This window comes from Salegentibacter maritimus (assembly GCF_016236915.1).
GTDB classification, from domain to species: Bacteria; Bacteroidota; Bacteroidia; order Flavobacteriales; family Flavobacteriaceae; genus Salegentibacter; species Salegentibacter maritimus.
This window is the reverse complement of sequence record NZ_JAEHOK010000027.1, coordinates 1-24,110: the sequence shown is the minus strand read 5'-3', so window position 1 is coordinate 24,110 and position 24,110 is coordinate 1. Positions and strand designations below refer to the sequence as shown.

17 protein-coding genes and 1 pseudogene are annotated in these 24,110 nt (G+C 35.8%); 11 read left to right on the top strand and 7 right to left on the bottom strand.

From position 1 onward, the window contains the following. Positions 1-38 precede the first annotated feature (38 nt). The 7 genes from I6U49_RS15080 to I6U49_RS15050 form a co-directional block, all read right to left on the bottom strand. Complete coding sequence (locus I6U49_RS15080) at positions 39-2,486, bottom strand: DUF4114 domain-containing protein (RefSeq protein ID WP_198629458.1); 2,448 nt, start codon at positions 2,484-2,486, stop codon at positions 39-41. A 57-nt stretch (positions 2,487-2,543) separates the two neighbouring features. Then, positions 2,544-3,623: a mannose-1-phosphate guanylyltransferase gene (locus I6U49_RS15075; protein WP_198629457.1), complete on the bottom strand. Its 1,080-nt coding sequence runs from the start codon at positions 3,621-3,623 to the stop codon at positions 2,544-2,546. Between the two features lie 126 nt (positions 3,624-3,749). Next, positions 3,750-4,457 (bottom strand): LytR/AlgR family response regulator transcription factor, encoded by a 708-nt coding sequence (locus I6U49_RS15070; RefSeq protein ID WP_198629456.1) that lies wholly within the window; start codon positions 4,455-4,457, stop codon positions 3,750-3,752. Then, positions 4,454-4,786 (bottom strand): Hpt domain-containing protein, encoded by a 333-nt coding sequence (locus I6U49_RS15065; RefSeq protein WP_198629455.1) that lies wholly within the window; start codon positions 4,784-4,786, stop codon positions 4,454-4,456. The genes I6U49_RS15070 and I6U49_RS15065 overlap by 4 nt, the downstream gene beginning before the upstream one ends. Positions 4,787-4,852: 66 nt before the next feature. Beyond that, positions 4,853-7,225 carry a PAS domain-containing sensor histidine kinase gene (locus I6U49_RS15060; protein WP_198629454.1) on the bottom strand — a complete coding sequence of 791 codons (2,373 nt, stop codon included), beginning with the start codon at positions 7,223-7,225 and terminating at the stop codon, positions 4,853-4,855. Next, positions 7,176-7,766, bottom strand: a complete 591-nt coding sequence (locus I6U49_RS15055; protein ID WP_198629453.1) for a heme NO-binding domain-containing protein — start codon at positions 7,764-7,766, stop codon at positions 7,176-7,178. Before I6U49_RS15055 ends, I6U49_RS15060 begins: the two co-directional genes overlap by 50 nt. Before the next feature lies 1 nt (position 7,767). Further along, positions 7,768-8,181 carry a response regulator gene (locus I6U49_RS15050; protein WP_193711219.1) on the bottom strand — a complete coding sequence of 138 codons (414 nt, stop codon included), beginning with the start codon at positions 8,179-8,181 and terminating at the stop codon, positions 7,768-7,770. A 777-nt stretch (positions 8,182-8,958) separates the two neighbouring features. On the opposite strand from I6U49_RS15050, the gene I6U49_RS15045 reads away from it, so the two are divergent. From I6U49_RS15045 to I6U49_RS14995, 11 genes and pseudogenes are all read left to right on the top strand, one after another. Then, positions 8,959-9,543: an RNA polymerase sigma factor gene (locus I6U49_RS15045; protein ID WP_198629452.1), complete on the top strand. Its 585-nt coding sequence runs from the start codon at positions 8,959-8,961 to the stop codon at positions 9,541-9,543. A gap of 105 nt (positions 9,544-9,648) precedes the next feature. Then, on the top strand, positions 9,649-10,863 hold the full coding sequence (locus I6U49_RS15040) for a FecR family protein (protein ID WP_198629451.1): 1,215 nt from the start codon (positions 9,649-9,651) through the stop codon (positions 10,861-10,863). A gap of 156 nt (positions 10,864-11,019) precedes the next feature. Further along, positions 11,020-14,511, top strand: coding sequence for a TonB-dependent receptor (locus I6U49_RS15035; protein ID WP_198629450.1), 3,492 nt, complete (start codon positions 11,020-11,022; stop codon positions 14,509-14,511). A gap of 30 nt (positions 14,512-14,541) precedes the next feature. Continuing rightward, the gene (locus tag I6U49_RS15030) at positions 14,542-16,383 is read left to right on the top strand and encodes a RagB/SusD family nutrient uptake outer membrane protein (RefSeq protein ID WP_232804740.1); all 1,842 of its coding nucleotides are present in this window, start codon (positions 14,542-14,544) and stop codon (positions 16,381-16,383) included. Positions 16,384-16,422: 39 nt separating this feature from the next. Next, positions 16,423-17,109, top strand: a complete 687-nt coding sequence (locus I6U49_RS15025) for a 3-keto-disaccharide hydrolase (protein WP_198629448.1) — start codon at positions 16,423-16,425, stop codon at positions 17,107-17,109. A 50-nt stretch (positions 17,110-17,159) separates the two neighbouring features. Next, positions 17,160-18,134, top strand: coding sequence for a formylglycine-generating enzyme family protein (locus I6U49_RS15020; protein ID WP_198629447.1), 975 nt, complete (start codon positions 17,160-17,162; stop codon positions 18,132-18,134). An 18-nt stretch (positions 18,135-18,152) separates the two neighbouring features. Continuing rightward, a complete protein-coding gene (locus I6U49_RS15015; RefSeq protein ID WP_198629446.1) occupies positions 18,153-19,496 on the top strand; it encodes a Gfo/Idh/MocA family protein in 1,344 nt (447 codons plus the stop codon). 61 nt (positions 19,497-19,557) lie between these two features. Beyond that, positions 19,558-20,532 (top strand): sugar phosphate isomerase/epimerase family protein, encoded by a 975-nt coding sequence (locus I6U49_RS15010; protein ID WP_198629445.1) that lies wholly within the window; start codon positions 19,558-19,560, stop codon positions 20,530-20,532. 334 nt (positions 20,533-20,866) lie between these two features. After that, positions 20,867-21,622 (top strand): annotated as a pseudogene (locus tag I6U49_RS15005) (3-keto-disaccharide hydrolase). A 119-nt stretch (positions 21,623-21,741) separates the two neighbouring features. Further along, complete coding sequence (locus tag I6U49_RS15000) at positions 21,742-22,563, top strand: 3-keto-disaccharide hydrolase (protein ID WP_198629444.1); 822 nt, start codon at positions 21,742-21,744, stop codon at positions 22,561-22,563. Positions 22,564-22,833: 270 nt separating this feature from the next. Next, entirely contained in the window at positions 22,834-24,099 is a 1,266-nt protein-coding gene (locus tag I6U49_RS14995; protein ID WP_262894938.1) for an IS256 family transposase, read from the top strand. The last annotated feature ends 11 nt before the right edge of the window (positions 24,100-24,110 follow it).

The window sequence follows — 24,110 nt, the reverse complement described above, 5'->3', positions numbered from 1 at the left end:
AAATTACTCCGGCTTATCAACCTAACCACCTAAAAAGCTTAGTAAGTAACCAGCAAACTAAGCGTAAACTTTTTATTACCATTAATTAATAATATGGCTTTATAAATTCCCGGAGATACATTAAGCTCTACAGGGATTTTTCTGGTAAATGTTTTTGAATTATAGCTTTTAGACCAGATCTTTCTTCCCGTGAGGTCATAAATGTCTAAAAGAGCGCTTTCAGCATCCATAGGGGAAACAATGGTTGTTTTATATTGAAAGGGATTCGGGTAATTAAAAGCTTTTAATTCGGGCTTCTCGTCTAGTAAAGGATCTACTTCGGGTTTTAAGGGCGTAAACTCATCTATAGTAAACATAACATCTTGAAGCCTGATATTGTAATCCTGAAAATTTGAATAATTACCCTTAATTGAAAATACAACTGCCTTAAGGGGTTCACCAGCATAAGTTTTAGAACCATTAGTGAATTCAGATAGATTAAAATTGTTGACTGTAAAATCTTCATTCACTTCCATTTGCAGCCTGTACCTGTTTTCCCAATTTTCAAGATCTTCCGTAACGAGAATGATTTCCATTGGTAATGAGTTTTTTGCATTGAATTGAATAGATTTAAAATCTTCTACTTTAAAAGACTGATCACCGGGTAGAATTGTTCTGAATATGTTTGCAGTGCCATAAATACTTCCACGTGCATAAACATTTCTTTCCAGATGAAAGATGTCCTTTCCGGTTTGAAGGTTCCCGGAAATAATTTGAAATTCATCTACCCGGGTTTCGTTTTCAGAATAATCCATTCCCCAGGGACCATCTGCGAGGTACAGTGCATCTGCGTTTGGTGAATTGTTTCCTTCTATTTGAAAGCCAATATCAAATAATTTTCCAGCCTCAAGGCTAAGTTCCTGTTCAAATTCTGTATTTAGTGCTACGTTTTTTGAAATTTTGGTTTCATCTTCAGTTTCGGTGGTTCGTAAATTTCCGCTTAAATTTAAGCCAGAATCTTTATTTTTATTCTTCACGATCAGGTGAAGCCGGCTGTCTTTATAAAAACCACTTTTAACAAAAACAGTAGGGTACTTGACGGCTACCTCATCGCTTGTCATTGTTTTATATGCATTCAGTTTGTCTATAATATGGCCTGTGATGCTACTAACCTGTCCCATATTGCTTCCCCATATTTGAAAATTTAGGTAGTCTCCTTCAGGATAATCTGAGATATTCCAGTAAGAGTGTAGTTTAGGTTCCTCTGAAATACTTACCGAAAAATTCACAGCATATTCTAATTGTCCGCTGGCTCTTAGCATTTTTAACATTATCAGGTTATAACCTTTAAGTTTAAGAGTTCTAATATCTTCCAGGCTAGATGCGTTTAAGCGGTCGCAAATTACCTTTGAATGATCGTAGATTCCATTTTTGGTTTCAGTCATTAAAGCAGCTGCAATTCTTTTGTTGCCCTGGTAATAGTCGGCAGAAAAGACTTGTGTCGCATTGGTTATGCCCATAAGGTCTTCTGGGCTGGATATTTTTGCAGTTTCTGAACCAAACATACCGGTTTCTGGTATAAGGCTGGTAAGATCATAACCTTTAGAGTTTTTTTGTACTGAATATTTCTGTACAAACTTTTGCTGTTTTGTCTTCTGAAACTTATTATAGCCCGATTTAAGTCTGTTGAAATTTCTTTTAGCAATTAATTTAGCCAAATTACCGTCGCTTTCTAACCCACCTTTATTGGCAGAGGAAACATCTGTTGCAGATTTTACATCGACCAGGTTTTGAGTTTTAATAGCGTCATATGGGTTGGCAGTTACGTAAAAGATAGCATCATTAAAATCCTGATCACACGAAGCATAATCTCTTCTAATATCTTCAAATCCCAGGTAGACTCTCTCATTTTCAGGGTCAGATAGTAAGACTGTATGATGCCTTAAGTTTTCATTGGCTTCAGGATTAAAATCGGGATCGGAATGGATTTGCCACAGCCCCTTTGTTACCTGAGATCCATTCCAGGCATTTGCCAGTAAAATCCAGCCTATCCCGGTTCCCGACTTAAAATCACCAATCTTAACTTTATTTCCTTTCCGTAGGCCGCCGCCGTAACCACTTTCCGAAGCATTGGGAAAGATTATAGTTATTTCATTATCCCTGGGTTGCTTTCGGTTTTTATCATTTATACTATAGGTATAAAACCCAAGAACGTTTTTATACCCGGCACCTTCTTTTACAAAAGTAACCCATACTGTGGCATCTTTTTGCAGTTCAATATTAGTATCATAGCCTGAAGTGATATAATGCGGATTATAATCTGGCACAGGATAACTTTCAGGTAGCGCATTCATTATCATATCCATACTTTCAGTACTTATAACATCATCTACAGGCTCCAGGTATTCTGGTACTCCCTGGGAATCATATTCACCCAAAAAATTGAAGTTTTGGGCAATTATGTACTGGTTAAGAATAAAGAAGAAAAGTAGTAGTAGTTTTTTCATAGTAGATCGATATTTTTAGTTTAAATGCAAACCATCAAAAAAATTGTGCTTTAATGTCTACCCGAAATGCACACCGTACTTTTCCATAACATTTTCGCGAATGTTCTTGATATGCTGTTCTTTACTCTTGGGAACAATAAGCAAGACCTCCTTGTTTTCCAGCACCATATAATCTGTAAGGCCATCTATGAAAACAACTTTATCCTCTTCGGTACGAATAATATTCCTTTTAGCATCTATGGGAATAAACCTTGAATTTACCACAGTATTTAATTCTTCATCAGTTGGCAATTCATCTTGCAAGGAACACCATGTACCCAGGTCATTCCAGGAAAAACCTGCCGGGATAACTTTTACATCTTTAGACTTTTCAATAATTCCATAATCAATAGAAATATTTTCGGCCTTTTGGAAATTGGCAGCTAAAAAACCAGGCTCTTCTGTAGTGTTGAAATACTCCTGTCCGGTAGAAAACAATTGATACATCTGTGGAAGAAATTTTTGAAACTTTTTCAGGATAGATTTGGCTTTCCATACAAAAATTCCGCTGTTCCATAAATATTCCCCAGAAGAAACAAATTGCTGAGCTGTTTGAAAATCGGGCTTTTCGGTAAACCTGGTAACCTTATAAACTTCATTAGAAGTAGCCGGGTTATATTGAATATATCCATAGCCAGTATTTGGAAATGTAGGAGGAATACCAAAGGTTATGATCTTATCGTTGCTTCCAGCCTCAAAAAAAGCTAATTCCATATCTTTTTGAAACTGTTCTTCGGTCTGAATCCAATGGTCGCTGGGAGCAACCAACATTTTAGCCGCAGCATCTTTTTTGTGAATTTTCATTGCAGCAAGCAGGATGCATGGGGCGGTATTTCTCATTACCGGCTCCAGAACAATCTGTTCATCCTTAATTCCTGGGAGCTGGTCTTTAACGATCTCGCTATAGCTACTATTGGTTAGAATATAAATGTTGGCAACTGGAATGAACTTTTGAAGCCTATCAAAAGTAGATTGGATTAAAGTTCTACCACTTCCAAGAATGTCCTGAAATTGTTTTGGGTTTGTTTGTTTGCTTACAGGCCAGAACCTACTTCCAACCCCGCCGGCCATAATTACCGCATAGTTATGATTTTTCATCGCTTCAATTTTAAGTAGTTAGGTATTTCGTTAGTTAAAAATACCTCAGGAAAGCGATAAGCGGATTTTTATTCGATTAAGCCAATTTTTGTATACGCGAATGGGAAGTTTATATAGATGAATGGTTTATAGAAGGTTAAGCCTCTTCATCAATTCAGGTCTATTACTGCGACTTACAGGAACAACATCTTTTTCAATTAGTACACTGTTATCTTCGATATCTATAATATGTTTGGTGTTAATAACAAACGATCTATGAATCTTTAAAAACAGCTCGTCTGGTAATTTATCGGTAATTTTTTTAAGGGTGGAGTGTACCGTATAGTTTTTCTCAAAAGTTTTAATTTGAATGTAATCGCCTTTTGCTTCAATTAGATAAATACTGGGAATATCAATCTTTATTAGTCTTCGGTCTATATTTACGTATAGATTATTATCTGATTTATTAAGGTCAGAAACCGGGTCTTCTGTTTTAATTGAAGGTTTGGCCTTTAGTGCTTTCTGAACTGCTTTGTCAAACCTCTCTTGCGTGATGGGTTTTACCAGGTATCCTAAAATACAATCATATTCAAAGGCCTCTATGGCAAAGCTTTTGTCTGAAGTGGTAAGAATAATATTTGGTGGGTTTTTAATGGTTTGAATGAAGTCAAAGCCCGTAAAATCTGGCATATGTATATCAAGAAAAATAAGATCTGCGCTATCTTGATTTAGGTACTTAATTGCTTGCATGGCATTAGAAAACTCTGCCTCTAATTCCAGATTTGGATTTTTTTCAATTAATTGATTAATGATTAGTCGGGCTGTAGCTTCATCATCGATTATTAAAGACTTCATTGTAAAGATTTTTGGGACTTTATAAACCTAAGCATTTTTTCCAGTACTTCCTCAAATTCAGGCTGTTTATTATTTTGTCCTTCCCTTAATTCGGCCTCATAGAGCTCGGCCAGGTGATAGGCTTTTTCAAAACCTAAAATGCTTATTTTATGTTTTAATTTATGAACACTGTCTGAAGCATTTTTATATGCTCTATTTTGAGTGTTTTTCCTGAACACCTCAATTTCTCCGGGTAATTCTCGTTTTATAACTTTTAAAAGTTCTATTTCAAAATCTTTATCCCCACCAGAAAGTTGTTGGATATATGAGAAATTTGCTTGCTCTTCCATTATAGAAAAATACAAAAAAAATAGGAATATGATACTTTACCGCTAATTGTAAAATATGCGTTACTGTTATGCAGTTTTATTCAAACTAAAATAGAAAGTGGTTCCTATTCCTGTTTCACTTTCCAACCATATCTTTCCATTGTTGAGGTCTATTATTTTACGCACTATACTTAAACCTATGCCGGTAGACTTTTGGTGAGTACTGGCCGAACTAAAAATTTTGAATATTTTTTCGTGATATTCTTTTGGAATTCCGCAACCATTGTCCTTTATAGAGAAAATATACTCTTTATTTTTTTCTTCAACATCTATTTCAACCAAACCTTCGGTTTTATCGATATAATTAACGGCATTACTTATTAAATTTTGGAATAGTTGCTGTATACCGGTTGCATCTGCTTTAATTACGGGTAGTTTATTTTTTATTACCACTTTTATATTTTTTGGGATAAAAATCATAGATAAAATTTCTTCTACAACTTCATGAGCATCTACATTTTCGGCAATTGTCGTGGTGCTGCCAATACTGGAATACTTTAAAATACTCTCGATGAGGTGATCCATTTTTTCCACCTTGTTTTGCATAAGGTCTATATTGGTAACACTTTCTGGTCCTAATTTGTGGGCAAAGTCTTCACGCGTCCAGCTCAATAAAGCAGAAATATTCCTTAGTGGAGATTTAAGATCATGCGAAACCACGTGCGCATAGTCGTTTAATTTTTCGTTCTGGCTTTCCAGACTTTTCAAAAGCTCAACCTGTTTCTCTTCTAACTTTTTCCTGTCGGTTATATCTAAATGTATACCTATGGAGCCAATAACATTTCCATTCACATCGTAATTTGGGGCGCCACTAACTAGCCAGTTACGTATTTCGCCAGATTTCATTCTAACCTTTAGTTCGTAAGAGTCTGATAATCCTTTTCCCCGATCTGAATTTTTGGACAAAACAATATTTTCCTGTTCTTCGTGCAATAAAAGCTGGGAAGCAACTTTTCCTTTTAATTCTTCCTCAGAATAGCCGCTTATGTCACAGAAACTATGGTTTGCCATGAGAATTTTATCGTTGTTGTCTACTTCTATAAGGCCAAGGTTCATATTAGCTATAATATTGCTATACTTTTCCTTTTGAGCCCTTAAGCTTTCTTTATAACGCTTAGGAATGGTAACATCATCATAGCTCCATAAATGTCCTTTGTATACTCCTTCACTATAGATTGGGATATAGCTTCTTTCAAGAATTCTACCATCTTTTAAATGAAGTTCTTCTGCAAGAACTGTTTGTTTATTCTCTAAGAGTTGAGTAATTCCTTCTACAAATTGCTCTGGTTTTTGAAAGTGGTGCTTAGATTCTTCAGCAGCATTGCTACAGTCGGTTCCAATTAGAACTTCCGGTGGTACGGGTATATTAAACATATCGCAGAATTTTTGATTGGTTAAGCTAATATGCCTGGTTTCATCTTCTAACAAAATACCGGTTTCCAGATTCATAATTAGCGTAGCCATTCTATTTTCTGACTCTTTTAATTTTGTGTTTGCTTCTTTCTGCTCTGTAATGTCTTCAACCGTGGCTACCATAAGGTCTGTGATCCCTTTACTGTCTTTTACCCCGGTAACAGAGGTTTTAGCCCATACTATTTCTTTATTTTTAGTGATATATCTCTTTTCAATATTAAACCTATCTATCTCTCCTTTAAACATTTTCTGCCTAAGAATTTTAGATTCTTCAATATCGTCTGGGTGGGTAAGATCCTGAACCTGAACGTTCATAAACTCTTCTTTTGTATATCCTAACATATCACACATTGCCTGGTTTACCATAATTAAACCACTTTCAAGGCTTTTGGATAAGCTTACACCAATAGGAGAGTTTTTAAAGATAATATCCAGTTGTTGCTTTTGCTCCTCCATTAACTTTCTAAGACGCATATCCTCGGTGATATCTCTGGCAATCCCCTGGGCTGCTATGGGATTTTCATTAGAGTCGTAAATAACGCTGGCATTTATCTGAACTGTTTTTTCTTCACCATTTTTAGTGATAATTACAGCTTTATAATTATTAAATTTTCCGTGAGTAATTAACTCTTTAAATGTTTCGAAGGTGTAGTCTAGATACTCTCTTTTTACAAGCTTCACCAGGTTTATAGGTTCTAGGCTTACATTATAACCAAGAAGATCTATTGCAGCCTGGTTCATTTTAATGACATCTCCTGAAAGTTCCATTACCACGTAGGCATCAATAATGTTTTCGAAAACACCTTCAAGTTCAGATGTTTTCCTGTTTAGAAGATCCTCTAATGAATTTTTAGATCTTCTTAATTCTTCAGAGAGGTTATAGAGTTCTGTAGATTTCTCTTCAAGTATGTTTTCTGCTGCTTTTCTGGCTGCTTTTTCACGTTGTAGGGCTCGTTCTAATATTTGAATTTTTTGGTCTAATTGCATGGGGCTGCATATATATCTTAAATTTTACCTGGCTTCCATCATTTTTAATCAATTCTGTTTCAATGTAACAATTTTTATGATAATGCTCAAAGGTCTTTTCCATTAAAGCTTTTGCAAACATATACATGGAACGTTCAGAAAAATACATCATTTCAAGTGAATCTTCTTTCTGATTCATAATTTTGAAAGTAGGTAGTTCGGCCCCGGGATAAATTTTTCGCACCTGTACATGAATGTGATTTTCTACAGATGCCAGCATTTCTATAGGAGAACTGTATAGGCTAAATATATCTTTGTGATGCCTGGTTAGTACTTGAAAAAAAAACTTCCCATAGGCGTAGATAAGATCATTAGCCGGGATACCGGTTTCGATGCTTAGGTTTCCTATAAGTTTCTGCATTTCAAAGAAATCATAGGTACCCACAGAAGTATAAACCCCATTGGATTCGAGTTGAGAAGAAGAGATGATTTTATCCAGGGTTTCGAGTCCAAATTCCTGTTCTACCATATCTAAAAATTCGGTGAATACAATTCCTTTCATGTTAGGCTTTAATTAATTCGTTTAGGCTCCAGTATTCTAGAACAGCTTTTATTTTAGTAACATAATCATCATATTTTAAAGGTTTTATGATGTATCCAGAGACGCCAATTCGATAACATTCCAAAACGTCTTTTCTATTGTTCGAAGTGGTTAAAATAACGGTAGGTATATATTTTAAAACATCATTAGCCTTTAAAATGCGTAGAAATTCTATGCCATTCATTTTGGGCATATTTAAGTCCAGGAAAATTATATCGGGTAAGCTTTGATTGCTCTTTAATATATCTAAAGCCATTTCACCATCCTGGGCTTCGTGGAAAATATGTTTTAGTTCTAATGAACTTAAAGTGCGATTTAATTTCATCACTTCAATTTCATCATCTTCAATAAAAAGTATATTTAATTTCTTTCTCATTTTAGCGAAAATATAGTTAACTAACCTATCAAATATGCTACAAAGATTTTTAAATTAATTTAAATTTCGTTCAGATTTGTTTTAATAACGGTGAATGGTATTTAAGTTTAGATGTAGCGTGATTCATTTAAATATTTTCCCACTCAATTTTTAACGTAAGCCTAAATAAAATATGGTGATTCTTAAAAGGGTTTCTTAGTAGTTGTTACCTTGTTGGCTTACCTGTTTTTTTGACTATTATTTATTGGCACCTCCGAAGGATATAATACCTCGAGACTTACCTCGAAATAAAAAATCTTTTCATTAAATTAATCCCTGTCTTACCAGAAGGGAACTCATTACTATTAAATTCTTTTTCAGGAATTCTCTGTGAATAGAAAGATCTAATTAATAATTATAAGAATTTAGCTTAAGACAAGTGAAAATCTTAAAGATTTTTCAAATCATAATTTTTTATTAAAATTAATTTTGTTTTTAACAAAAAATCAACATAAGTTAGTCAGTAATTTATGGAATGAATAAAAATATTTTCAAAAAATTACATTTTTATATAAACAGATTTAAGTGACATATAGTTTTAATAATAGGTGATTTATATTTTTTCGGGGATGGCTGGCAATATGGTTAAAATGACCTTATGCTATAAAGTCCTTTAGTTCTTCTTTCTAGTTAGAGAGAGATTTGGCTCCTTATTAATTCGTATAGGCTAAGTTTAAGAATGAGCATTGGTTCTCATTTCATAGCTTGTAAGCTGTAAAAAATAATTCTGCCAAGATTATGGATGAATCAAAATCAGTAGATGCAAAACTTATTGAATTAGTAAAAAAAGGTGACCGTTCTGCCTTTAGAACAGTCTTTGATTTATACGAAAAGAGGTTGTATGCTTTTGTGTTTTCCATTACCAAATCGCACTATTCTACAGAAGAGCTGTTGCAGGAGATTTTTATTAATCTGTGGCAAAAGAAAGCTGATATAAAAACCTCTTTGTCTTTTAATGCCTTTATTTATACCATAGCCCGCAACCTTACCTATAATCATCTACGTAAAATAGCTAATCAGGAGAATTTGAAACAAGAATTATGGAAAAATATAGCTTTTCTTAATGATGTAGAAAACAAATTGATATACTCGGAATATCAGGATATTCTTGAAGATATTTTAGCGGGCCTTCCTCAAAAGAAGCGTAGCATTTTTATATTATCCAGGAATGAAGGGAAGAGCAATCAGGAGATTGCTGATTTACTGAATATATCAAAGAAGACAGTAAAAAACCATCTTTGGGAAACCCTAAAGCAGATTAAGGTTGAGCTACAACCACATCTCGGGCTTCTATATCCTGCTTTTTCCTACTTTTTATCCTAAACCTTCCCTCCTTAAAATTAAAATATTCGAATAAAATTTAGATTTATTTGGGACTTTTTGTGTTTTGATGTGTATTACTATTAAACACAAGGTTTAAATCGTTAAATGATTAACAAAAAATATATCGATGAGCTTTTGGATAAGTTGGTGAATAACCAGCTTACAGAAGAAGAGTACCATAAACTCATCGCTATTATAGATAAAGCGGAAAATCAGGAAGAAATAAAAGGAATTTTGGGAGAATACCTGGAAACCGAAAAAGCTCCTGGTTTTGCTTCTAATAGAAATGAAAAGGATGTAGACAAGCTTTTTAACCGTATAATGAAAAGCATAGATGAAGATGAGTTAGAAGTTAAAGGAAAGGAAACCTGGGTAGGAAAAATTTCTATACATCAATTTTATAAAGTAGCTGCTGTTTTAATCTTTTTGGTCGGATTATTTTATTTTTTCAATAACGATGCTTTTATATCGCAAGATACTGCCATTACAACTTCCGGCAGTATAGATAAAGATAATGTTATACTTAAGTTAGCAGATGGTGAGGTGGTAGTTATATCACAAAATGAGCAAAAAGAAATTCTGGGTAGAAAAGGGGGAGTAGTTGCAGAGCAAAATGGAAGTTGGTTAACATACACGGGTAAAAACAAAACTAAGAAGGTTTCATATAATGAATTGTCAATTCCATATGGTAAAAAATTTGACCTGGTTTTAGCCGATGGAACCCGTGTAACACTTAATGCCGGAAGTTGGATTAAGTATCCTGTAGAGTTTTCCAAAGATGGAAGTAGAAAGGTGTTTTTTAAAGGGGAAGCATATTTTGATGTTGCGGAGGACAAAATTAGACCATTCGTAGTAAAAACAGGTGCAGTTGGCGTTGAAGTTCTGGGTACCGAATTTAATGTCTCAAATTATCCCGAGGATAGCCAAATTAATACTGTTTTAGTTGAAGGTTCGGTGAAAATAAGAGCAAAGAACAATAAAGATGATAAAACTTCTTCCAGGTTGCTTCTTCCAGGGCATAAAGCAGCCTGGAGTAATAAAAATGGCAGCATGACCATGGAGAAAGTAGATGTTTCAAAATATATCGCCTGGAAAGAAGGTATCCTAAGATTTGAAAATATGCAGTTTAGTGATATAAGGAGAAAATTGGAACGGCATTTTGGTGTAAGTATAAAAAATAATAATCAAGTTCTAGAAAGGCAGGTTTATACAGCTACATTTAAAGAAGAAAGTATAGAGGAGATCCTAAACGCTTTCAAAGAAGACACTCCTTTTGAATTTGAATTGAACGATAATAGAGTAATAATTAAAACTGATTAATTTCTAAAACCAAAAAAATAAATATGAGTTGAATTAAATAATTTGAAATCTAAAAAGAAATCACTTGTATAAAAAAACCGGAAAATGTTGGCCCATTTCCCGGCTTGAAAAAGTGATCTAAGCAAATAAGTTAAATCACCTAACCACTACAAAAGTATGAAAAAAAAACACTATTCGTGTAGGCTTTCCCATTCTGAAAAGCTACCTAACCTTAGCCTAAAAATGAAACTAACTACACTTTTATTAATTATTTCATTATTTAAAATTCATGCGAATACTTATTCCCAGGACAAGAAAATCACCTTAGAAGTTCAGAACGCAACAATAAAAGAGGTTTTTCGTGAAATAGAAGATCTTTCAGAGTTCAGGTTTTTGTATAATCAGAATAAAGTAGATGTTAATCGAAAGGTTTCCTTAAATGCTTATAAAAAACCTATTTCTGATATCCTTGATTCTTTATTTTCCGAGACCGATATTTATTTTAAAGTAAAGAAAAAGCAAATTATCCTTAAAGAAGGAAAACCTAAAGAAAAGCTTATCCCAGGCACTAGTAATGTAATGCAGGAAACGATCACAGTTACCGGTACAGTTACTGAAGCAGAAACCGGTATGCCTATACCGGCAGCAAATATTTTGGAAAAAGGAACTTCAAATGGCGTAATGAGTGATTTTGACGGGAATTTTTCAATTAAAGTGCCGGCAGATGCAATTTTGCAAATAAGTTATATAGGTTATGCTACCAAAGAAGTTAATGTTAATGATCGTAACGAAATCGATATCGTGTTAGAAGAGGACGCTGCTGCTTTGGAAGAAGTGGTTGTAGTGGGGTATGGAACTCAAAAAAGAGAGAATATTGTTGGATCGGTCGCAACGGTAGGCGGTGAAGATATCCAGAAATCGGCTAATTTAAATGTATCAAATGCAATTACTGGTAGAGTTGCTGGTGTTGTGGCTACACAAGGTAGTGCTGAGCCAGGGAATGATAATTCTAACATAAGAATTCGAGGAACAAATACACTTGGTGATAGTAGCCCACTAGTTGTGATTGATGGTATACCGGCAAGACCCGGAGGATTTGCTCGTTTAAACCCGGCAGATATAAAAGATATCTCAGTACTTAAGGATGCTTCTGCTGCCATTTATGGGGCCCGCGCGGCTAATGGTGTAATTTTGGTTACCACGAAGCGGGGAAAAGAAGGTAAACCTGAATTTTCCTACAATTACAATTTAGGGTTTACTCAACCCACAGTTATACCTGATCTGGCAGATGCATCACAATATGCCGAGATGAGAAATGAACTGGAAATATATAAGTTGCCAACAAATGAATGGCAATCTGCCAAGAATGGATTTGAAACATCAGGAGTATATACAAGACCTGATGGTAGTGAGGTTTTAGCTCCATTTACGCCAGAGGAATTTCAAAAGATAGCTAGTGGAGAAGACCCTTGGAGTTATCCTAATACAGATTGGTTTGGGGAAACATTAAAGGAATGGTCTACTCAACAAAAGCATAATATGCAAATTAGCGGAGGTACTGAAGATCTGAATTTTTTGGCTTCATTGGATTATCAAGATCAAGACGCTTTCTATAAAAATTCAGCAACCAATTACCAGCAGTATGGTTTACGAATAAATATGGATGCTAATATTAACGAATATATTAGTGCTAAAATTGGAGTTTTAGGAAGAGAAGAAGATCGTAATTACCCTACACAATCTGCAGCTGCCGTTTTTAGGATGTTAATGAGAAGTAGCCCTTTGTCTAACGCTTATTGGCCAACGGGCGAACCTGGACCTGATATTGAATTTGGGCAAAACCCGGTAGTTATTACTACAAATCAAACCGGTTATGATAGAGATAAGAGATATTATTTTCAAACAAATGGGCAGGTAGAGATTGAAGTTCCGGGTGTTGAAGGGCTTAAATTTACCGGTACGGCTTCAGTAGATAAATATATTAGACAAAATAAACGTTGGGAAATTCCCTGGTATTTATATACATGGCAAGGAGAGTATCAGGATGACGGTGAAACACCGGCATTAGTAGAGGGACAAAGAGGTCCTGCAGAGCCTAACCTAAATCAGTCTAGTGAAGATCAATTAAATATTCTTTTAGGAGGAGTGTTAAGTTACGATCGAAAGTTTGATGATCATGAGATAAATATTTTGGCCGGGGTAAACCGGGAAACTATAAAGAATGAAAGTTTTGGAGCATTTAGAAGATATTTTCTTTCTACTTCAGTAGATCAAATGTTTGCCGGAGGGCAGGAAGAAATCAATAATACAGGTAGTGCATACGAACGTGCTAGATTGAATTATTTTGGACGAGTGGGGTATAATTATAATCAAAAATATCTTGCCGAATTTCTATGGAGATACGATGGCTCCTATATGTTTCCTAAAGAAACAAGATATGGATTCTTTCCCGGAGTTATGTTAGGATGGCGTATATCTGAAGAAAACTTTTGGAAAGACAATATCCCGGTTGTTAATTTCTTGAAGCTAAGGGGTTCCTGGGGGCAAATGGGTAATGACAATGTAACTTTTGATGGGAACCTCGCTGAATATCAATTTTTGTCAACTTATGGTTTGGGGTCTTACGTTGCGGGCGGAGCTGTAAATCAAACTCTTTATGAATCCCGTGTTCCTAATACTTTAATCACTTGGGAGGTAGCAAACAATTATAATATAGGTTTAGACGGTCAAATTTTTGATGGTTTGATCAATTTTGAATTTGATGCTTTTCTTAATAAGCGTTCTAGCATCTTATGGAGGAGAAATGCTTCTATTCCTCAAAGTACCGGTATGACATTGCCTGCAGAAAACATCGGAGAAATAGAAAACAGAGGTTTTGATTTTAATATTGGGCATGCTGGGAACGCGGGTGAAGTATCATACAGCGTTAATATTAATGGTGGCTATGCAAAGAATAAAATCATTTTCTGGGATGAAGCTCCGGGTGCTCCCGAATGGCAGAAAACTACAGGTAGAACAATAGGTTCTGGTCTATATTACATTTATGATGGTGTCTTTAAGGATGAGCAGGATATTGCTAATAATACCCTGGATTATAGTGAGGTTACTAATACTTTAAGACCTGGAGATATGAAGTATGTTGATTATGATGGTGATGGTGCCATAACGGGAGACGATAGGGTACGTCGAGACAAAAATACCACCCCCACATTTCAGGGAGGTTTAAATCTCGCAGCTTTTTATAAGAATTTCGACTTATCAATATTATTTCAAGGTGCTGCTGGCGGTGAGTTAAGGGTAGGAACAGATGAAAGTGGATCTATTGGAAACTATTTAGAGGAAGTTTATGAAAATCGTTGGTCCATAGATAAGCCTAGTTCTGTTCATCCTAGAATTACAGATCGTGGCAATCAATATTACTCTTATGGAAATACATACTGGTTGCAAAGCAGCGATTATATTAGGTTGAAAAATATAGAATTAGGCTATACGCTACCTAATGAATTAGGTGAGAAAGTAGGTGTAAGTAGTCTTAGAGTTTATGCTAGTGGGTTTAATCTATTAACCTGGAGTGGAATGAAAGCTTTAGATCCGGAAGCAACTAGTTCTACCGGGCAGTACTATCCGCAGTCCCGAATTATAAATTTAGGGGTAGCTATAACTTTTTAAATGAAATTATATAAAATTAAAAATAATAAGATGAAAAATATAGGAATTTATCTGCTTATGTTATTTTCAATAGTAGGATGTAATGATGATTTTGTCAATACTCAACCTTTAGACGAATTCTCACAATCGGCTGTTTGGAAAGATCCTGCTTTAGCTGAAGCATTTGTTTTAGACATTTATGGAGGATTAGGACAGGGTGGTTTTGATGAACAAATGCTAGCTTCCCTTTCAGATGAGGCATTATTTACTCATCCTGGTAGGGGAATAAACACTATAACCGAATCGCGTTCTTCACCTTCAGACCGTGGATTTATAAACTACACCTATAACTGGGGAAACCTATACAGCCGTATTCGAGCAGCCAATATAGCATTGGAAAATTTAGAAGAACCTGAATTTGACAATGAAGAGATGGTAAATAAATTAAAGGGGGAAGCCTTATTCTTAAGGGCTTACTATTACCATAACCTTTTGAGGATGCATGGAGGAGTGCCAATAATAGATAAAGTTTATACCTTAGATTCTAATGATTTTGAAGTACCTAGAAATACATTTGAAGAAACAGTAAATTTTATAGTATCAGATTTAGAGCTTGCCTCCAGTCTTTTGGCAGATAATTTTATAGAAGGCCGTGCAAGTCAGGCAGCAGCTTTGGCGTTAAAAGCACGTGTTCTGTTATATGCAGCAAGTGATTTGCACGATATCTCAATTGCATCTGCAAAATCGCCTGTCATTTCAGATTTTTCCAATCCAGAATATCTTGGGTATACAGAGGGTAACCAGATGGAAAGATGGAAAAGAGCACAGGAGGCTGCAAAAGCAGTTGTAGATTTAAATAGAGGGTATAAGCTTAATCATTCACAGCCTGTCTCACCTAATGATGGAACTCAAAACTATTTATCAATTTCGCTTGGCGGAGGTAGTGCAGTAGGAGATCCGGCAGCAGCGTCAGAATTACTATTTGCTCGCTATTTTATAGCTTCAAAAAATGAAAGTGGTCAGCGAATAGGCCTTTTTAATGGTCCAAATGGTTATCATAACTGGGCAGGCAATACTCCAACACAAAATCTTGTCGATAAATACGAATTATTAGATGGCACCGAATTCGATTGGAATAATCCATCTCAGGCAAACAGACCTTACAGCGACAGGGACCCAAGGTTTTATGCAACAATCTTATATGATGGTGCCGATTGGAAGCCAAGAACATCTGATGTAGCTGGAAGTGACCCATATAATCAAATACAAACAGGAACTTATGAAATTAATGATGGTACCTGGAACGGTTTAGATACACGAAATAGTGCTATTGAGGATTGGAATGGTACTAGAACCGGCTATTATATGCGTAAATTTATTGATCCAGACCCTTCTATTGTAGACCAAAATACAAGACAGCAAATTCCATTTCCCTTATTGCGATATACAGAAGGGGTGTTAAATTATGTTGAAGCTTCCTTAGAGTTAGGAGAAGAAGATATTGCTAAAGAATGGTTGAATAAGATCCGTTTTAGAGCAGGAATGCCTGCAATTCAGGCTTCCGGTGAAGAATTGATGCAAGAATATAGAGAAGAACGAATGTTGGAATTGGTTTATGAAGAACATCGTTTTCACGATGCAAGACGCTGGCTAATTGCCCCGGAAACAATAGGACAACAGGTAAGAGTAGTGGATATTAATGGAGATTTAAAGTCGGGCGCAGATGTGGATATTTATCGTTATGACCCAACACTTTATGAATATACCTATGATGTAAGAGATCTTAATCCTGGTATCGAAAATCGTCAATGGTTAGATAAAATGTATTTTATAGCTATACCAAGGGACGAAATGAACAGAAATGCTGAGTTAGTCCAAAACCCTGGTTATTAATTCCCTGGTGAATTGGAGACTATGCTTAAAGTAAATAAAATGAAAAGTATAATTTCAGTGTTTTTGCTATCCTTCTTGTTTTTTTCTTGTAAGGCACAAAATCCAGAAAATTTTGATTCTTACAGTTTGTTTAACGGCAAGAATTTATCTGGATGGCATATAGACGTTCCTGAAATGGACAGTAATGCTCAATCAAAAAGCCCTTTTATTGTTCGTGACAAAATGTTGGTGAGCCTTGGTACTCCAGGAGGCCATTTAATCACAGATTCGATTTATGAAAACTATAGATTAAATTTAGTATATAGATTCCCGGGAAACCCCGGGAACTGTGGTGTCCTGGTTCATGCATCTACCCCACGAGCTCTATATGATATGTTTCCAAAATCTATAGAGGTACAAATGCAGCACAAAAATGCAGGTGATTTTTGGTGTATAGTAGAAAATATAGAAGTGCAGGATATGGAAGAACGACGTGGTCCAAAAGAAAAATGGGGCACAACCGAAGGTAAAAGCCGCAGAATTAAAAATTTAACCAACGAATCTGAAAATCCTTTAGGAGAATGGAATAAGATGGTTATAGAGTGCCGAGCTGATAAGATAAAAGTATGGGTGAATGGTGACTTAGTTAATGAGGGGTTTAATTCCAGCACCCAACGTGGGCGAATAGCAGTTCAAGCAGAAGGTGCTGAAGTTGAGTTTAAGAAAATAGAAATTACTCATTTATAATTAAGCAAGTGTTATTGATTATAGCTGAATGAGTATGTAAAAAATGAAAAATGAATTTTAAACTACTACTATTTTTATCTTTTGTAACCACTAATCTATTTTCCCAGGAAAGATCCCCAAAAGATTACGTTCAAAAAATAGATGGATCAGAATATGTTATTCCTATGGTCTGGATTCCGAAGGGGAAATTTAAAATGGGAAGTCCGGCAGATGAAAATAAAAGGAGAGAAGATGAAGGTCCCGTTCATACTGTAGAGATCGCTGGTTTTTGGATGTCCCAATATGAGATTACCTGGGAATTATATAAACTATTTCTAAACAGGGAAATAGATACCGTGTCTAAAAATATAGAAAAGTCTGATATTGAGATTGAAATCGATGCTATATCCGGAGCCACTATTCCTTATGTAGATATGAGTTTGGGAATGGGTACAGATGAAGGCAAGCCAGTTGTAAATATAACTCATCATGCCGCTTCTAAATTCTGTAAATGGTTATCGGCTAAAACGGGTCATTTCTATCGGTTACCTACTGAAGCTGAATGGGAATATGCGGCACGTGCCGGTACCAATACAGCATATTATTTTGGAGATAATAATAAAGAGCTGGATAAATATGCCTGGTACTATGCCAATAGTAACGGTACTTACCATAAGGTTGGTCAAAAAGAGTCAAACCCCTGGGGGCTTTATGATATGTACGGTAATGTGGCAGAATGGACTTTAGATCAATATTTACCGAAAGCTTATCAAAATAGAAATTCTATCACTAAAAATCCAATCGAATTCCCCATAGAGGAATATCCTAGATCGGTGAGGGGTGGTTCTTATTTAGACGACAATCAGGATTTGAGAAGTGCATCCCGTATGGCCTCTACTGAAAACTGGAAAATGAGAGATCCACAGTTTCCTAAAAGCAAGTGGTGGAATACCGATGCTCCCTTTGTAGGTTTTAGGGTAGTGAGAATAGAGGACATTCCTTCAAAAAATGAATTAGAGAAATATTGGGGAGAAGAAACACCTTAAACATTAAAAAATTACAAAATGAAAAATTCTAAAAAGAACCAGAAATCAATTTTAAAATCTTCCAGAAGAGACTTTGTAAGAAACTCAAGTATTGTTGCAGCCGGGATGATGCTGCCCGGAATGGAAATGAGTGCCATGGCAAATGTTTTTAACGAAAAGACCTTAAAACTTGCAGTGGTAGGTTGTGGTGGTAGAGGAACAGGTGCCGCAAATCAGGCTTTAAAAGCCGACGAAAATGTTCAATTAGTAGCTATGGCTGATGCTTTTGAAGACCGTTTAAGCGGTAGTCTTCAAAGCCTTGAAAAAGAATTTGAAGGTAGCAAGAAAGTCAATGTTCAGAAAAAACATCAATATGTAGGTTTTGATGCTTATAAAAAAGCTATTGATGAGGCAGATGTTGTAATTCTTACCACTCCCCCTGGTTTTCGTCCATATCACTTCGAATATGCCATTAATGCCGGAAAACACGTATTTATGGAAAAACCGGTTGCAACCGATGTACCGGGAATACGCAAAGTATTAGAAATGGCGAAAATTGCAAAGGAAAAGAAATTGAACGTAGTAGTTGGACTTCAACGGAGATATCAAAATAATTACCTGGCAATTGCCGAACAAATAAAACAAAATAAGGCCGGTAAAATTATGTCTGGCCAGGTTTATTGGAATAGTGCTGGGGTTTGGGTAAACCCAAGAAAAGCTGGGCAGAGTGAAATGGAGTATCAAATGCGAAACTGGTATTATTTTAATTGGCTATGTGGAGACCATATTCTTGAGCAGCATATTCATAATATTGATGTTGCTAACTGGTTTATTGGAGAATATCCTATTTCTGCTCAAGGAATGGGAGGTCGTTTGATAAGAACAGGGCCTGAACACGGAGAGATTTTCGACCATCATTTTGTAGAGTTTAAGTACCCTGGTGGTGCAGTAATTTCCAGCCAGTGTAGACACCAGCCAGGTACCTGGTCTAAGGTAGGTGAGAAGTTTCAGGCTAGCAAAGGAACTGTAGATATGAATGATGCGGGTGCAGCAAGTATAACCGATCTTGATGGAAATGATTTGTTTAGATACCGGGGGCAAAGAGACCCTAATCCTTATCAGGTAGAGCACGATAAACTATTTGCTTCAATAAGAAATAATGAGGTTATTAGTGATGCCGAGAATGGCGCTAAAAGTACAATGACCGCTATAATGGGAAGAATGGCTACTTATTCGGGGCAGGTAATTAACTGGGAAGAAGCATTGAAATCTCAGGAGGTTTTAATGCCTAGGGATGTGACCTGGAATTCCACCCCACCTACATTACCGGGAGAAGATGGTTTATATCCTGTACCCAAACCAGGTAAAACAAAAGTTCTGTAAATTAAAATATACTCTTATTTGAAAAATCATCATTATAATTAATTTTTATTCAACTTATATTATGAAGCGCATAAACGTAATTTTACTGGCTTTTTTATTTCCCATTCTATTTTCATGTAAGCACCAAAATAAACAAAAGGACGACGCCAGTAGTTTAATAGCCGAAACCGTTAATAATGCTGAACCTTTTTTTAAAATTTCACTGGCCCAATGGTCACTTAACAAACCTATTTTTGCCGGCGATTTAGACCCGATGGACTTTGCTGAAAAAGCAAAGGAGATGGGTTTTGATGGGATTGAGTATGTGAGTGGCTTTTATTCAGCAAGAATAAAGAATTCTGAAAACCCTGAAATAGCATTTCAGCAAACCCTGGATACTCTAAAAGCGAAAAGTGAAGAATTTGGAGTGGAAAATGTATTAATTATGATAGATGGCGAAGGAGATTTGGCATCTTCTAACAAAGACAAGCGTGAAAGTGCTGTAGATAATCATAAAAAATGGGTAGATGCAGCCCAATATCTGGGAGCGCACTCTATTCGGGTAAACTTATTTGGTTCCCGGGAGCCTGATGAGTGGAAAAAATCGGCTATAATGGGCTTGCAGGCCCTTAGTAAATATGCTGCAGAAAAAGGCGTTAATATTTTAGTTGAAAATCATGGACACCTATCTTCTAATGCCGAACTTTTGGTAGCAGTGATTGAGGCAGTTAATATGGATAACTGCGGCACTTTACCAGATTTTGGGAATTTCTGTATAAAAAGGTCTGAAGGCAATTGTGCAGAGGAATACCCAAAATATCAGGGGATCAAAGAAATGATGCCATATGCCAAGGCTGTAAGCGCAAAATCTTACGACTTTAATGAGAAAGGAGAAGAAACCACCTTGGATTATAAACGAATAATGAAAATAGTTAAAGATGCTGGTTATAATGGTTATGTAGGAGTGGAGTATGAAGGTTCAAGGCTTTCGCCAGAAGAAGGCATAATAGCAACAAAAAATATTCTTCAGAAAGTTGGGAAAGAATTAAATCAATAAAATATAACTTATAAAAGATAAAGCCGTAAGCCAATCATTAACTAATATGTTCCTAAAGGTTGTATTTCAGATTTATGGTTGGTTTCGGTACATTTTAAGTTGAAAATTAAGCTTAGCTCTTGCACAAACCATTACATAATCTGGGATAAATTTGTTGTTTGTGCTACAGGATTACTATTGATAGATTTTGAAATACAAAAACATTCTCAGTATGCTTTAGGTGTTGGGAATAATTTTCTTATCTAATAGTTGAATTGCAGAATGAAAATTAAGCTTGCCACTTTTTTCGTAAACAAAATATAGAAGCGATATAATGATTAACTAAATTAATGATATGAGAAAAATTAGTTTAATAATAACAATGCTTGCCGTAGTGGCAATTGCCTGTAAACACGATAACAAAGGGGATAAGCAGAAGAATTTTGTTGAAGAGAAAGACGCTATAGGAACAAATAAATCTGAAGAGCTTTGGAGTCAACTTTTTAATGGTGAAAATTTGGATGGTTGGAAAGCCTTTAATGCTGATTCAATTTCAAGCCAGTGGCAGGTGAAAGACGGCGTTATTGTTTTTACTCCTGCCCCGGGAAAACGAACGAGTACAGAAAACCTTATCACTAAAAACACTTATACCAATTTTGAGCTTTCGCTAGAATGGAAAATTTCAAAAGGAGGAAATAGTGGGATTATGTGGGGAGTACAGGAAGGTGAAGCTTTTTCTGAACCTTATTTAACAGGACCGGAAATTCAAATTTTGGATAATGAATTACATCCAGATGCCACGAATGGCCCAATTAGGCAGGCAGGAGCGCTTTATGATATGATGCCACCAAAAAGCGATAAAACCAAAAATGCGGGAAAATAGAATAAAACCGTGATTAAAATTGATCATAACACCAATAAAGGGTCTGTTAGGTTAAACGGTTTTACCATAAACGAATTTCCTGTACACGGTAAAGAATGGAAGGATATGGTTAAATCTTCTAAATTTAAAAACTGGGAAAACTTTGGGAAAACCCGCAAAGGCCATATAGCCCTTCAAGATCACAGCGATAAAGTGTGGTTTAGAAATATTAAAATTAAAGAATTATAAAAGGGAATTAACCTTATTTTGCAGTACTGTGAATAGAATAAAAAAGTAGGAGTACTTTATAGGTTTATTTGAAATCCTTATTAAACCTCTAAAAATCAAATCTAAAACATTAAATTATCATGATAAAACAAATACCATTTTCTACCATTTTAATACTCTTTATTTCTATTAATTTTGGAGGTTGTTCCTCGCAAATTTCAGATGAGTGGGAACCACTATTTAATGGTAAAGACCTTAATGATTGGGACATAAAATTTAAAGGTCATCAACTTGGGGAAAATTTCGGGAATACTTTTAGGGTTAATGATGGTCTTTTACAAGTAAGGTATGATGAGTACGAAAATGGGTTTGATGATAAATATGGACATATATTTTATAAAGAAGCTTTTTCAACTTATTTATTGGGTGTTGAATACCGTTTTATAGGAGATCAAGTAAAGAATGGTCCGGGATGGGCCTACCGCAATAATGGTATTATGATTCACGGTCAGAAACCTGAAACCATGGACAAACACCAGGACTTTCCCAATTCTGTTGAAGTGCAATTATTGGGTGGGAATGGGAAAGATGAAAGAACAAATGCCAACATATGTACTCCAGGTACCCAATTTGTTATGGACGGGAAGCTTATTACTAATCACTGCACCAATTCAAATTCCAAAACTTTTGCCGGAGATCAATGGGTGCGTGTTGATGTGTTAGTTGTACGCGATTCTTTAATTGTACATTATGCAAATGGAGAAGAAGTACTTAGATATGAGAAACCACAAAACGATAAAGGTACATTATTAACAGGAGGAACTATTTCGCTGCAAAGCGAAAGCCACCCTACAGATTTTAGAAAGGTGGAAATTGTAAATCTTGAAGATTATGCAAGCGATTCTCAAACACTTAAAACCAAAGTAGATAAATTATTAAAAGATAGAAATAATAGATCATAGAAAAAATAGCTATAAGTATTAATTTATTAGCATCGCCACAGGGTATCATAGCCCCCAGGTAGTTTAATAAAGTTTATTAATATTACTTTTAATTGAAAACACTATAATAATGAAGGTCTTAAACGGTAGGTCTTCTATCTGGGTGATACTGGATTTTTTTAAGAGAGTGTTTGGAAGATTTAATTTTATAAGGGGATTAAGGTTGTCTTGAGAGTGTAAAATAAACTCTGTCTGAATTGAATTATTTATTAATTTCATTCATACAGAATTATGGCAACAAAAGAACAACAAGAATTCGAGAAAAAGGTGCTTGACCAGTTCATGTCAGGCAAAAGCCTTTTTGGTGCAGACGGTGCTTTTGCACCGATGCTCAAGAACGTTATTGAGAAGGCCCTTCAGGCAGAGATGGACTCTCATCTAAGTAGTGATGAACGCTCCAAAGGGAATAAACGCAATGGCAAGGGAAAGAAAAAGCTTAAAAGTGGCTTTGGCTCTTTTGACATTGAAACCCCTGAAGACCGTCAAAGTAGCTTCCAACCGGAACTGGTTAAAAAGCGACAGACGATTCTGGCTGATAATCTTTCAGAAAAAATTATCGGTCTTTATGGACTTGGAATGAGCTACCGTGACATCTCGGGTCATATCAAAGAAATGTACGATACCGATATTTCCCATACGGTTTTAAGCCAGATCACCGATCAGATCATTCCTGATATCAAAGCCTGGCAAAGTCGTCCTTTAGAACCCCTTTACTGTATTGTTTGGCTTGATGCCATGCATTATAAAGTTAAAGTGGATGGAAAGATTGCCCACAAAGCACTTTATAACATCCTGGGTATTACCAAAGAAGGGAAAAAGGAAATCCTGGGGATGTATATCTCTGAGAGCGAAGGTGCTAATTTCTGGCTACAGGTTTTAACCGACCTTCATAACCGTGGATTACAGGATATCTTAATAGCCTGTACAGATAATCTCAAAGGCTTTACACAAGCCATCTTAAGCGTTTATCCAAAGGCTCAGGTTCAGCTTTGTATTGTACACCAAATCCGTAATTCATTGAAGTATATTGCCTCTAAAGATCAAAAAGAGTTTATGAAAGACCTGAAAAAGGTCTATAGGGCTGTCACTAAAGATGTAGCCGAAGATGAGCTATTGAACCTGGAAGGGAAATGGGGTAATAAATATCCTGTAGTTATTGAAAGTTGGCAGCGTAACTGGGAACAGCTATCCCAGTATTTTGAGTATACAGAACCCATTAGGAAGATTATTTACACCACTAATGCCGTAGAGGGCTTCCATCGGCAAATCCGGAAAGTTACCAAAACCAAGGGTGCTTTCACCACTGATATGTCGCTGCTAAAGCTAGTCTACCTGGCCACACGAAACATTGAGAAGAAATGGACCGCTCCTTTGCATAATTGGAGCCTTACGATTCAGCAATTTTATATTAAATTTGGAGACCGGATACCGCTGGACATAAACGCCAATTCCTCTGGGGCTAGCCCCAGAGGAATTGAAACATCAGACAGAGTTTAATTTACAGACCC